Source organism: Deinococcus rubellus (genome assembly GCF_025244745.1).
GTDB classification, from domain to species: Bacteria; Deinococcota; Deinococci; order Deinococcales; family Deinococcaceae; genus Deinococcus; species Deinococcus rubellus.
In genome coordinates this window covers 2788102-2800186 of record NZ_CP104213.1, presented here as the reverse complement: position 1 = coordinate 2800186, position 12085 = coordinate 2788102, and the positions used below count along the sequence as shown (strand labels likewise).

11 protein-coding genes are annotated in these 12085 nt (G+C 64.1%); 7 read left to right on the top strand and 4 right to left on the bottom strand.

All coding sequences use genetic code 11. The features are described 5' to 3' along the window. Nucleotides 1–26 precede the first annotated feature (26 nt). Nucleotides 27–1856, bottom strand: a complete 1830-nt coding sequence (glmS, locus tag N0D28_RS14360) for a glutamine--fructose-6-phosphate transaminase (isomerizing) (protein ID WP_260560168.1) — start codon at nucleotides 1854–1856, stop codon at nucleotides 27–29. 532 nt (nucleotides 1857–2388) lie between these two features. On the opposite strand from glmS, the gene N0D28_RS15585 reads away from it, so the two are divergent. Next, nucleotides 2389–2811 carry an FmdB family zinc ribbon protein gene (locus tag N0D28_RS15585; protein ID WP_312846414.1) on the top strand — a complete coding sequence of 141 codons (423 nt, stop codon included), beginning with the start codon at nucleotides 2389–2391 and terminating at the stop codon, nucleotides 2809–2811. Continuing rightward, nucleotides 2808–3905, top strand: a complete 1098-nt coding sequence (locus N0D28_RS14350; protein ID WP_260560167.1) for a S1C family serine protease — start codon at nucleotides 2808–2810, stop codon at nucleotides 3903–3905. The genes N0D28_RS15585 and N0D28_RS14350 overlap by 4 nt, the downstream gene beginning before the upstream one ends. A 91-nt stretch (nucleotides 3906–3996) precedes the next feature. On the opposite strand, the gene pckA is transcribed toward N0D28_RS14350, so the two are convergent. Next, nucleotides 3997–5622, bottom strand: coding sequence for a phosphoenolpyruvate carboxykinase (ATP) (gene pckA, locus N0D28_RS14345; protein WP_260560166.1), 1626 nt, complete (start codon nucleotides 5620–5622; stop codon nucleotides 3997–3999). Between the two features lie 226 nt (nucleotides 5623–5848). Between pckA and N0D28_RS14340 the strand changes: the two genes are divergently transcribed. From N0D28_RS14340 to N0D28_RS14325, 4 genes are all read left to right on the top strand, one after another. Then, on the top strand, nucleotides 5849–6307 hold the full coding sequence (locus tag N0D28_RS14340) for a GNAT family N-acetyltransferase (protein WP_260560165.1): 459 nt from the start codon (nucleotides 5849–5851) through the stop codon (nucleotides 6305–6307). A gap of 70 nt (nucleotides 6308–6377) precedes the next feature. Beyond that, a complete protein-coding gene (locus tag N0D28_RS14335) occupies nucleotides 6378–6941 on the top strand; it encodes a hypothetical protein (protein ID WP_260560164.1) in 564 nt (187 codons plus the stop codon). A gap of 241 nt (nucleotides 6942–7182) precedes the next feature. Continuing rightward, nucleotides 7183–9672 (top strand): leucine--tRNA ligase, encoded by a 2490-nt coding sequence (leuS, locus tag N0D28_RS14330; protein WP_260560163.1) that lies wholly within the window; start codon nucleotides 7183–7185, stop codon nucleotides 9670–9672. Between the two features lie 133 nt (nucleotides 9673–9805). Then, nucleotides 9806–10081, top strand: coding sequence for a hypothetical protein (locus tag N0D28_RS14325; RefSeq protein ID WP_260560162.1), 276 nt, complete (start codon nucleotides 9806–9808; stop codon nucleotides 10079–10081). A 95-nt stretch (nucleotides 10082–10176) separates the two neighbouring features. On the opposite strand, the gene N0D28_RS14320 is transcribed toward N0D28_RS14325, so the two are convergent. Then, entirely contained in the window at nucleotides 10177–10788 is a 612-nt protein-coding gene (locus N0D28_RS14320) for a DUF2726 domain-containing protein (protein ID WP_260560161.1), read from the bottom strand. 91 nt (nucleotides 10789–10879) lie between these two features. Continuing rightward, nucleotides 10880–11386, bottom strand: coding sequence for a DcrB-related protein (locus tag N0D28_RS14315; protein ID WP_260560160.1), 507 nt, complete (start codon nucleotides 11384–11386; stop codon nucleotides 10880–10882). 49 nt (nucleotides 11387–11435) lie between these two features. Between N0D28_RS14315 and N0D28_RS14310 the strand changes: the two genes are divergently transcribed. Continuing rightward, nucleotides 11436–12068: an MOSC domain-containing protein gene (locus N0D28_RS14310; RefSeq protein WP_260560159.1), complete on the top strand. Its 633-nt coding sequence runs from the start codon at nucleotides 11436–11438 to the stop codon at nucleotides 12066–12068. Nucleotides 12069–12085: the final 17 nt, after the last annotated feature.

Genomic DNA, 12085 nt, shown 5'->3' with positions numbered 1-12085 from the left:
AAAACAGCCCCCGCCAGCGCCCCGCCTTATTCGACTGTCACGCTTTTTGCCAGGTTCCTCGGCTTGTCCACGTCCTTGCCGAGCGCCGTCGCCGTGAAGTAGGCCAGCAGCTGCATCGCCACCGCATTGACCACCGGGCTGACCATCTCGTGCGCCCTGGGCACATAAATCACGTCGTCGGCGTGCTGGGCGTTCTCGGTGTCGCCGTCACTCAGCAGGGCGATCACCTTTCCGGCGCGGGCGCGCACCTCCTGCACGTTACTGATGGTCTTCTCCAAGAGGCGGCTCTCGGTGGCGACCACCACCACCGGCAGGTCGCTGTCGATCAGGGCGATCGGGCCGTGCTTCATCTCGCCCGCCGCGTAGCCCTCGGCGTGGATGTAGCTGATCTCCTTGAGCTTCAGGGCACCTTCCAGCGCTGTGGGCGCGTTCACCCCGCGTCCCAGAAACAGGTAGTCGCGCGAGTGGGCATACTTCTCGGCCACCCGTTTGATGTTCTCGACCCGCGCAGGCGCGAGGGCTTCCTCGACCAGCCGGGGCAACTCGCGGGCAGCGTGCAGCAGTTCCCTGGCCCTGGTTTCGTCCAGCGTGCCACGCGCGCGGGCCAGCCACAGCGCCAGCATCAGCATGGCGCTGACCATCGAGGTGTAGGCCTTGGTGCTGGCCACCCCGATTTCTGGCCCGGCATGAATGTAGAGGGTATCGTCGAGTTCGCGGGTCATGCTGCTGCCTTTGGCGTTGATGACGCCCAGGGTCTTCGCGCCGTATTTCTTGGCCTCGCGCAGCGCTTCGAGCGTATCGATCGTCTCGCCCGACTGTGAGATGACAATCGCCAGGGTCTCCTCACTGACAATCGGCTCGCGGTAGCGGTATTCCGAGGCCACGTCCACTTCCACCGGAATGCGGGCAAGCTGCTCGATCAGGTACTCGCCGACCAGCCCGGCGTAGTAGGCGGTGCCGCAGGCGATGATGCTGATGCGCTTGAAGCTGGCGGGATCGAGGTTGATGTCCAGATTGACCTCGCCGTTGTCGTCGTTCAGGCGGCCGATCAGGGTGTTGGTCAGGGCGGTGGGCTGCTCGTAGATTTCTTTGAGCATGTAGGTGTCGTATCCGCCCTTCTCGGCGGCCTCGGCGTCCCAGTCGATCTGCTCAATGCTGCGCTGCAAGGCGTTTCCGGCCAGATCGGTGATCCGGAAGCCGTCGTCACCCAGCACCACCATGTCGCCGTCATGGAGAAAGACCACCTGGCGGGTGTAGGCCAGCAGCGCAGGCACGTCGGAGGCCAGAAACAGCTCGCCCTCGCCGACGCCCAGCACCAGCGGGCTGACGGTGCGGGCGGCCACGATCTCGCGGTGGTCGGCGTGCGTCACCACGATGCCGTAAGCGCCGCGCACCTCGCCCAGCGCCAGCCGCACCGCTTCGTAGAGATCACTGCCGACCTGGCCGTACTTCTCTTCGATCAGGTGGGCCAGCACCTCGCTGTCGGTTTCTGACTTGAAGACGTGCCCGCGTGATTGCAAACCTGCCTTGAGCGATAGGTAGTTCTCGATGATGCCGTTGTGGATGATGACGATCTTGCCGTCCTCGGTGGCGTGGGGGTGGGCATTGGTGTCGTTGGGCAGGCCGTGGGTGGCCCAGCGGGTGTGCCCGATGCCCAGCGTGCCGGAGAGCGGATGGGCAGCGAGTTCGCCCGCCAGATTCGCCAGCTTCCCGGCCTTTTTTCTCACCTCGATGCCGCCGCCGCTCTGAATCGCCACACCCGCCGAGTCATATCCCCGGTATTCGAGCTTGCTCAGCCCTGAAACCAGCACGTCCTGCGCCTGTCTTGCTCCGATATAGCCTACGATTCCGCACATACTTGCTCCAGCCCGCGCTGACCCGAAGTCAGTGGGGCGTCCTTGATCTGCCGTACGCCGCCTTGTCCCGCGCCTCACGGCGGGTTTTCGGTGGACGTTTACTCCAGAGACTGGAGTCGGGAGGGTCCGGCGAACTGACCCTGAGAGCATCCGCAGAAGCGGCCCGCGCCCGATGGGCACTGCGGGCGGTTTCGATGACTCCCACCTCGTTCCCCCGCACGTTGATGGCGGCGGGGTCTTGCGCTTCCCTGAGAGAACGGTCAGGCCCTCTCGGCGTTAGCCGTTCAGAGCCAAGCCGGAGCTTCCGGCAAGAATATTCTAGCATGTCTGGTAATACTGTTCTGAGTATGATACTCACGGTGCAGCGTGCCCGTCGGAGGAGTGCAGAGACAAATGCCCGCCGTCCGATCGGGTCCAGCTTTGCTAGGCTGGCCGTGTAATGGGCCGGGCGGGTTGCGGGTTGTTGCGGAGATTTTGAAGCTGGAAGCTGGGTTTCGTTAGAATGAGCCGCTGGAGGCGTTGATAATAGAGTATGCCCACCTATGTGTACCGCAACCTGGCCACCCAGGAAATTTTTGAAGTCAAGCAGAGCATGAAAGACGCGGCCCTCACCCAGCATCCGGAAACTGGCGAGCCGGTCAAGCGGCTGGTGTCGGCTCCGGCGATCGTCTTCAAGGGCAGCGGCTTTTATGCCAACGATTCCCGCGCGCAGAGTCAGAAGAAGTCGTCGGCTCCGGCAGACAGAGAGGGGTCTGGGCCGGGGCCGGAGACGGCTGCAGCCAGCAGCGCCGAGGCGTCCAGCCCGGCAGCCAGCACCGACACGGCCAAAACAGATACTGCCAAAGCCGACGCTCCCAAAGCCGCGCCCAGCCCGGCCCCGGCCAAGAGCAGCGCGCCCGCCGCGACGGGTTCTTCCAGCAGCGGCGGCTCTTCCAGCGGCGGTCAGAGCCAGTGAACTGGCAGCGCGGGCTGGGACTGGGCGTGCTGCTGAGCGCGGCGCTGGCCTGCGCTTATCTCACCGGCACAGTCACGGCGCAGCGCCCACTGGTCACCTCCGACGAGATCAACACCGTCGAGGTGACGCGTGCGGCCCTGGCCGCCACCGTGCGGGTGGACGTGCGAATCCGTGCCGACGCTCTCCAGCAGGGCGAGAGTCCCAACGACACCGGCAGCGGATTCTTCTACAAATCCAACCTGATCGTCACCAATTACCATGTGGTGCAAAATCAGGAAAGCCTCAGCGTGACGCTCAACGACGGGCGCAGTGTTCCGGCCAAGGTGGTGGGCATCGATCCCGGCATCGACATCGCGGTGCTGCGGGTCACAGGCGTCAGCGCGCCCAAGCTGCTGAGTTTTGGAGACAGCAGCCGCCTGGTGCCGGGTCAGAAGACCATCGCCATCGGCTCGCCGATCAAGTTTCAGGGCTTCATCTCGACGGGGGTGTACTCGACCTCCAACGCCGACATTCCCCGCGACGACGGTTTCGGCGGTGAGGTCGGCGAGTACATCCTGACCACCGCCATGATCCAGGGCGGCAACTCCGGCGGCCCGGTGCTCGATTCGCGCGGCGCGGTGATCGGCGTGGCTGACGCCAATGCGGCCCCCAGCCAGCTGGTGCCGGGCATCATCGGTGTGGTGATTCCGGCCAACATCGTCAAGCAGTCGCTGACCGACCTGGAAACGGTGGGGGTGTCTCAGCGCGGCACGCTGGGCGTGACCTTTCAGGACCTCGCCAACCTCGACCCGGCGCTGCGCCAACTGGCGGGCCTGAGCAGCAGCAACGGCGCGCTGGTCAACGATGTCCCGGCGGGGTCGGCGGGGGCGCGCTCGGGTCTGCGCGGCAGCCTGAAAAACAATGAGGGCCAGCTGCTCGCGCCGCTCGGCGACGTGATCGTGGCGGTGGACGGCGTGCGGGTGAAGAGTTCTTACGACGTGGTGCGCCGGGTGGCCACCAAGCGCCCTGGCCAGACGGTGACGCTGACGGTGTGGCGCAACAAGAAGGAAGTGCCGGTCAAGGTGACGCTGCTCAAGCGCACGCTGGTGCAGTAAAGCGGGCTGACCGGGTGGCCGAAGGGGTCAGGGGCCAGGCGAACGGTCATTTTCCGAAGGCCTGGCCCCTGACCCCTTCAACTTCTGCTGTTCAGTCGTGCTGCGGCAGGCTGGCCGTCACCGCTGGATCCACACCGATTTCGAAGCGCTCGAAGTTCTGGCGAAACTGTCCGGCCAATTTTCTGGCCGCCGCGTCGTAGGCAGCGGTGTCGGCCCAGGTCCGGCGCGGGTTCAGCACGGCGGGGGGCACGCCCTCGACTGCTGTGGGAATCTCCAGGCCGAAGAACGGCTCGCGCCCGAACTCGCCCTCATCCAGCGAACCGCTCAGCGCCGCCGTGATCAGGGCGCGGGTGTGCCCAATGCTGATGCGCTCTCCGGTGCCGTAGGGGCCGCCGCTCCAGCCGGTGTTGACCAGCCAGACCTTCGCGCCGCTGCTCTTTACTTTCTCGGCCAGCAAGCGGGCGTACTCACCGGGGTGGCGCGGCATGAAGGGTGCGCCGAAGCAGGCCGAGAAGGTCGGCTGCGGCTCTTTGACGCCGTCCTCGGTGCCGGGAATCTTGGCGGTGAAGCCCGAGATGAAGTGGTACATCATCTGCTCGGCACTCAGGCGCGACAGGGGCGGCAGCACGCCGGAGGCGTCGGCGGTCAGGAAGATGACGTGCTGGGGCACTCCGGCGACCCCGCCGGGCAGGTGGTTGGCGATCTGCTCGATGGGGTAGGCGCTGCGGGTGTTCTCGGTCAGCGAGGCGTCGGCCAGGTCGAGCGTGTGGTCGGGCCGGACCACCACGTTTTCCAGCACCGTGCCGAAGGTGTGGGTGGTTTTGAAGATCTCCGGCTCGGCCCTGGCCGACAGATTGATGACCTTGGCGTAGCAGCCGCCCTCGAAGTTGAAGATCCCGTCACCCGTCCAGCCGTGCTCGTCGTCGCCGATCAGCTGCCTCGTGGGATCGGCGCTAAGGGTGGTCTTGCCGGTGCCCGACAGCCCGAAGAAGAGGGCCACGTCGCCCTGCTGACCCACGTTGGCTGAGCAATGCATCGGCATCACGCCCACGCCCGGCAGCAGGAAATTCAGCACGCCGAAGATGGCCTTCTTGTTCTCGCCTGCGTACTGGGTTCCGGCCACCAGAATCATCTGGCGCGTGAAGTCGATCAGAATGGCCGTCTCGCTTCTGACCCCGTCAGCCTCGCCCTGGGCCTTGAAGCCCGGCAGGTTGAGCACCGTCCAGGCTGGCTCGAAGTCGGCTTGTTCCTCGGGAGTGGGCCGCACGAACATGTTGCGAACAAACAGCGAGTGGTAGGCCATTTCCTGCACGAAGCGCACCGGCAGGCGGTAGCGGGGATCGGCCCCGGCGTAGAGGTCCTGCACGAACAGCTCGCGGTTTGAGGCGTACTCGCCCATCTTGTCCAGCAGGTGGGTGAACACCTCCGGCGTCGTGGGCGTGTTGAAGCCGCCCCACCACACCGCGCTGCGGGTTAGGTCGTCCTCGACGATGAAGCGGTCCTTGGGACTGCGCCCGGTCTTGTCGGTGATGACGGCCAGCGGCCCGCCCTGGGTGATGACGCCCTCGCCCAGCCGCAGGGCATGCTGATACAGCTCCGGCACGCCGGGATTGTGGTAAACGGTGGCGTCGTGAATGCTCAGCCCCGAGAGGAGCGAAGGTTTGGTGCGGGAAGAGGCGGGTATTTGGGCGGCTGTGACGGGAAGTGTCGAGGTCATGGGTGGCCCTCCTGTGGCGGCGAAACGTCGCAAGACTGCCCGGCAAATGCCAGGTCTTGCTTTTACTGTGACCCGTGAAGCGCTTCCAAACCAAGTGGGTTTGTGTTCCACATTTAGGAACAGCCTAGACCGTGTTCGGCTTTGTCGGACGCCCGATTTCGGATTCTGTCTGGGTGTTCTGGGTACACAAATTCGCGTCGGTCCGCCGATCTGCCAGCCTGTTGTCATGTTGCGTCCCTGCACGTCCCCAGACCGCCCCTCCTGCCTGAACCTGTTGGACCGCAACCTCCCACACTTCTTCGTCGAACACGAGCGGGCCGACTTCGCCGCCTTTCTGGACAGGGTCGACAGGCTGGGGACCGGGTCGGAACCGTATTTCGTACTGGAGCGTGAAGGGGAGGTCGTGGCCTGCGGTGGTGTCGGCCCTGAGGCGTTTCCTGCGCTGGCTTGCCTGAGCTGGGGCATGGTGCGCGGCGACCTGCACGGTGCTGGCCTGGGCAGCGAACCCACCCGCTCGTGGCTGGACTGGCTGCGCCGCCACTGGCCCGCCGTGACGCACGCCAAGATCGAAACCAGCCACCATACCGAGGGCTTTTATGCCTGCTTCGGTTTTGAGGTCGCCGAGCGCACGCTGGACGGTTACGGGCCGGGCCTGGACAGGGTGCGGATGGTGGCGCGACTTTGACGGGCGCGCGGCTTTTCTTCCTGAGTTTGCGGCGGGAGAAGTTCACATTCTCGCCCCCGTATCCTGAACTGTGAAAATCCCACTTTCTTTTCTGATCGGTGCCGCCTGGCTGGTCGCCGTTTCTCCAGCGCTGCCTCAGACAGACCAAGTACAGACGGGCCAGACGGTCTTTATCAATGGAGTGGCTCTCCAGACCACCGCCACCCAGAAAAACGGCGAAACGTACTACCAGTTCAGGGCCAGCGACCTCAAGCGTATCGGGGCCATCACTGCCGGGGGCGTCAAGCCCAGGACCGATGCTGTCAAGGGCTGTGTGGGCGACACCCTGTTCAACGGCGTCTACAGCGTTCAGCTCGTCAAGGCCGGAAACGTGGACGGGGCGTTTGGAGTCACCCTGAAACTCAGCAATGCGTCCAAGCAGCTCTACAACTTCATGGCCTTTGCGCCCTCGGACGTCGTGGCGGCCACCGATTTCAGCACCGCCCCCCTCAACAATTACCAGGGCAGTTGGATAGACACCCTGCTCCCCGGCACCGCCGTTACCCTTCAGGCCGTAACGGGAAGTGACGGAGCGGTGACCAAATGGCCCCGGCTGCTCATCCGGCCCAGCGCCGACGCCGTCAAGGAATTGTAGAAAGCCAAGATGCCGCTGGCGAAGGTGTACAACATGCAGTTTGACCTGATCTGCAAGAAGAAATAGGACCCAGTCTGGCGGGCGCGGCTTGCTCGCCCGCCCCCACCGTTCTAAACTGTTGGCATGATCTCCTCTGCGCTTATCACCGGGGGCCGCTGCGACTAGCCACGTGCTTGTTCGCCCGCCCCCGGCCTGACCTGCGCCGGGGCCTTTTTTTGCCTTCTCTACAGGAGTTTTCCTCATGACCGACACCCAGCCCCAGCCGATCAGCACGTCTGGCATTAACATTGCCGAACCCCGCTCCGAGCGCTACAACCCGCACGCCATCGAGGCCAAGTGGCAGCAGCAGTGGGCCTCAGATGGCCTGTACAAGTTCGACCCCGACGCGCCCGGCGAGAAGTTCTACGCGCTGACCATGTTCCCGTACCCCAGCGGCAACCTGCATATCGGCCACTGGTACAGCTACTGCGCCCCCGACGCCCGCGCCCGATTCCTGCGGATGAACGGACGCAACGTGCTGTTTCCGATGGGTTTTGATTCGTTCGGTCTGCCCGCTGAGAACGCCGCCATCAAGAACAATTTAGACCCCCGAAAGTGGACCTATTCCAACATCGAATACATGACCGGGCAGTTTCAGCGCATGGGCACCATGATCGACTGGAGCCGCAAATTCGCCACCTCCGATCCGGAGTACTACCGCTGGAACCAGTGGTTTTTTACCGAGATGTTCCGGCGCGGCCTGGCCTACAAGCGCGACGGCCTGGTCAACTGGTGCCCCAAGGATCAGACCGTGCTGGCCAACGAGCAGGTCGTGAACGGCCACTGTGAGCGTTGCGGCACCCAGGTCGAGCGGCGCAATCTGAGCCAGTGGTATTTGAAGATCACCGACTACGCCGACGAGCTGCTGGACTTCGGCGGCACCGACATGCCTGAACGGGTGCGCGCCATGCAGACCCACTGGATTGGCAAATCGGTGGGCGCGGAAGTGGTCTTCGACACGCCTGCTGGCCCGGAAACGGTGTTCACCACCCGCCCCGATACCCTGATGGGCGCGACCTTCCTGGTTCTGGCCCCCGAACACCCCAAAGTGGCCGAGCTGACCACTCTGGAGCAGGCGGAGGTGGTCCGCGCCTACCTGGAAATTGCGGGCGGCAAGACCGATGTGGAGAGGCAGCAGAGCGCCGAGAAAACCGGAGTCTTTACTGGCTCCTTCGCCACGCATCCGATTGGCGGGCATCAGGTTTCCATCTGGGTGGCCGATTACGTGCTGGTCAGCTACGGCACCGGCTCCATCATGGCTGTGCCCGCCCACGACGAGCGCGACTTCGAATTTGCCAAGAAGTTCGGGTTGGACATCGTGGAGGTGATTCGGCCTGAAGGTGGCGAACCTCTGGACGTCACTGGAGATGAGGCCTACAGCGGCGAGGGCGTCATCGTCAACAGCGGCGAGTTCGACGGCATGCCCGGCGGTAAGGCCAGCATCGCCACCGTGATCGCCAAGCTGGAGGAGCGCGGCGTGGCGAAGGCCAAGACCACCTTCCGTCTGCGCGACTGGCTGGTGAGCCGCCAGCGCTACTGGGGTACGCCGATCCCGATTGTCTACTGCCCCGAGCACGGCGCGCAGCCGGTACCTGCCGATCAGTTGCCGGTGCTGCTGCCCGACAATGTCCACTTCACGCCGACGGGTCAGAGTCCGCTGAAGCAGGACGCCGAGTTTCGGAAGGCGATCTGCCCGGTCTGCGGGGGAGAAGCCGAGCGCGACACCGACACCATGGACACCTTCGTGGACAGCAGCTGGTACATGTACCGCTTCACTTCGCCGCACTATACCGAAGGCCCCTGGAACCCGGCGCTGGCCGACAAGCTGATGCCGATTGATCTGTATACCGGCGGCATCGAGCACGCCATCTTGCACCTGCTGTACAGCCGCTTCTGGACCAAGGTGGCCCGCGACATGAAGCTGACCGACATCTCCGAACCGTTCAGGGTGCTGCGAAACCAGGGCATCATCCTGGGGCCGGACAACGAGAAGATGTCAAAAAGCCGGGGCAACGTCATCGACCCCGACGATCTGGTGCGCGAGTACGGAGCTGACGTGGTGCGAACCTATCTGGCCTTCATCGCGCCCTGGGAAGTCGGCGGTCCCTGGGACCCCAGCGGCATCAACGGCCCGGCGAAATGGCTGGGGCGCGTCTGGTCGCTGTTCTTCGACGAGATCAAGGGGCCAGCCGAGACGGTGAGCGAGAACGATCTGCACTACGCCATTCACAGCACCCTGAAGAAGATCACTGGTGACTTTGAGCGATTGAGCTTCAACACCATCGTCGCCGCGCTGATGGAGCTGACCAACACACTGGTCAAGGCCAAGCGCGCCCCGGTGGCCCATACGCCCGCCTGGGACGAGGCGCTGAATATCTTCAACCTGATGCTGGCCCCGCTGGTGCCGCATGTGGCCGAGGAAATCTGGCATGAGCGTGGCAATGCCCAGAGTGTGCACCTGCAAACCTGGCCCACCGTGAACGAGGCCGCCGCCGTGCGTGACAGCGTGGTGATCGGCGTGCAGGTCAGCGGCAAGGTGCGCGGCGAGGTGGAGATTTCCAAGACCGCCAGCCAGGAGGAGGCCATCGCTGCCGCCCGCGCCAACCCCGACGTCGCCAAGCATCTGGAGGGCAAGCAGACGGTCAAGGAAGTCTATGTGCCGGGGCGGATCATCAACCTCGTGGTGCGCTGAGCGGGCCGGGGCCAGTCAGCCGCTCCGCTTCTCGCGGAGGCAGAACCCGACATAAACAATCGCTCATGGGCAGATTCAGGCGGCTTTAGCTTCGGCTTACCGGCCGACCTGAACAGCCGGTCAGACTGAGAACATGTTAAAAGCCCTGCCCCAGACCTACGGCCCAGTTCGCGCTGAGCCGGAGCTGCCCGCTGCCCTGCGTCCGGCATCGAAGGCCGCGCTCGACGAGGCTGAGTCTGCCGCGCCGTCTTATCTGGGCGTGGCCCTGGCGCTGCTGGTGGTGCCGCTGGGCCTGGCCTGGGCCACCCAGGGTGCGTGGCTGAGCGTGCTGCCCCTGGGTGTGCTGCTGCTGGCCCTGTGCGCCTGGACCATCTACGAGGACGCCCGCGAGCGCCGGGACGCCGACTGATTCGGTCTGTTTCTTGCTCCTGAACATCACACCACCTGCTCGACTGAAAGCGCACCCAGCACGCAAATGCTGGGTGCGCTTTCAATTCTCTTGAGCTAGGCCCGCATCAGATACGGCATGACCAACTTCTGGAGTTCGTCGGCCTCGATATTGCGCTTGGCGTCAATATGGAGCAGCGGCAGGCGGGCGCTCTGAAAGGCCAGTTCGAGCAATTCGGCATCGTCGGGCGAGGCTGATACATCGGGCCATTGGGACGCGCCGTAAGGCGAGCCGCGCAAACTCACGCCCAGCACCGGGCGAAATTCCGGCGTCTCGACCACCAGAAAACCCACGACCTGACCGCGTAGGCGGCTCAGGGTCTCCGGCGAGGGACCGGACGTGAGCTGGAAGATATAATCGAGCCGCACATTCGGAAACACCCGGTAGGATCTTCCTGCCAGGCTGGCCACCAGTTCGGCATAGAGGTTACTCTCGCTGGTCACGAAGAAGTGCTGCCGGGTCTGGATGGTCAGGGCGTCCTGCACCGAGGACAGGGTGTCGTAACCGGACTGCAAGCGGAACTGCGGCGGCAAATCGAGTTCATCGTCGTAGTGGGATACGGCGTCGGTCTGACTGCCCGGCATCCAGCCCAGTGGCGGCGTCCTCCAGGTTTTGAAGAGCCACCAGCCGGTGATGGTGACGGCCAGCAGCACGAAGAAGACGAACATATTCCGGAGCGTAGCGCCCCGGTCCTGACAGCAAGCTTGCAGCAGCTTCCCTCTCCAGTATCTGAAGGTTTCTTCAGCAAGTTGAGTGAGGTCAGCGCCTGGCCTTGAACGTCCTGACGAAGCCGTCCATGACCGCCCTGAGCGCGGCGTCCTGGCCCTGCACTGTTGTGCCGGTCAGCACGTAGGCTTTCTTACCGACGATGGCGTAGGTCTGGGTGAAGTACAGCTTGTACTGGCCCTGCCGCCCGGTGTAGTTGAGCTGGGTGGCCTCGGAGCCGTCGAGGGTCACGGCCTGCTGGCTGATCAGCTTGCCGTCGGTGATCAGCTTCTTGATCTGGTCGAGGGTCGCGGCGTCGTAGTCCTTGAGGGTGACGCCAGTGGGCACGGCCTGGACCAGTACGTTGATGTTGGGGTTGAATGCCGAAACCGTTTTGGGGGCCAGAAACACCACCGAGGTGCCGGGATAGCTCGACTGCTTCCAGCCTTTTGGAGCCGTGACCGAGAAGCCGTCTGCCGCGTCGGTATAGGCCAGTGCGGCGCTGACTACCAGGGACGACAGTGCCAGTAGCCGGACTGCTGGGCGAGAGGAGAGGGTCATACTTCAGGATAGCGGGCGTGGATTGATGGGTGGAGACTAGACTGCCACCATGCAACTGCTGAGTGTCAATATCGGCCAACGTCAACCCATCGCGGCCAAAAATGGACAGACCGGCATCTTCAAGCGGCCTGCCTCGCAGCCGGTGTGGGTCGGCGCGCTCGGCCTGGCGGGCGACCACATTCAGGACACCAAGAACCACGGCGGCCCTGAGCAGGCGGTGTATGTCTATACCCAGCCGGACTACGACGCCTGGAGCGCCTTCCTGGGTCAGCCGCTCGAACCCGGCCTCTTCGGCGAGAACCTGCTGATCTCGGGCCTGGAATCGGCGGCGACACCAATGGGCACGCGGCTACGGATCGGCGGCGTTCTGATCGAGGTCACATCGGCGCGCATTCCCTGTGACACGCTGGCCGCCCGCATGAACGATCCGCAGTTCGTCAAGACGTTTCGACGTCAGCGCCGCCCCGGTTTTTACACCCGTGTGCTGGAGGAAGGCGAAGTCAGTGCAGGCGACGCCGTGATGCTGGAGCGCCAGATGCCGCCCGGCACGCCCACCGTACTGGACGCTTTCGAGTTCTTCTACACCAAATCGCCGACGCGGGAGCAGATGGAGCGCCTGCTGACGGCTCCCATTCACCACAAGATGCGTGCCCAGCTGGAAGAACGGCTCAGCCGAGGCTGATTGTCTGGACCCACAGC

What these genes read in the sequence shown, in the direction of transcription:
- pckA (WP_260560166.1), bottom strand. Translation starts at nt 5,622, where the DNA reads ATGACCTCGACACTTCCCGTCACAGCCGCCCAAATACCCGCCTCTTCC.
- N0D28_RS14325 (WP_260560162.1), top strand. Translation starts at nt 9,806, where the DNA reads ATGTTAAAAGCCCTGCCCCAGACCTACGGCCCAGTTCGCGCTGAGCCG.
- glmS (WP_260560168.1), bottom strand. Translation starts at nt 1,856, where the DNA reads ATGTGCGGAATCGTAGGCTATATCGGAGCAAGACAGGCGCAGGACGTG.
- N0D28_RS14315 (WP_260560160.1), bottom strand. Translation starts at nt 11,386, where the DNA reads ATGACCCTCTCCTCTCGCCCAGCAGTCCGGCTACTGGCACTGTCGTCC.
- N0D28_RS15585 (WP_312846414.1), top strand. Translation starts at nt 2,389, where the DNA reads ATGCCCACCTATGTGTACCGCAACCTGGCCACCCAGGAAATTTTTGAA.
- leuS (WP_260560163.1), top strand. Translation starts at nt 7,183, where the DNA reads ATGACCGACACCCAGCCCCAGCCGATCAGCACGTCTGGCATTAACATT.
- N0D28_RS14340 (WP_260560165.1), top strand. Translation starts at nt 5,849, where the DNA reads ATGTTGCGTCCCTGCACGTCCCCAGACCGCCCCTCCTGCCTGAACCTG.
- N0D28_RS14310 (WP_260560159.1), top strand. Translation starts at nt 11,436, where the DNA reads ATGCAACTGCTGAGTGTCAATATCGGCCAACGTCAACCCATCGCGGCC.
- N0D28_RS14320 (WP_260560161.1), bottom strand. Translation starts at nt 10,788, where the DNA reads ATGTTCGTCTTCTTCGTGCTGCTGGCCGTCACCATCACCGGCTGGTGG.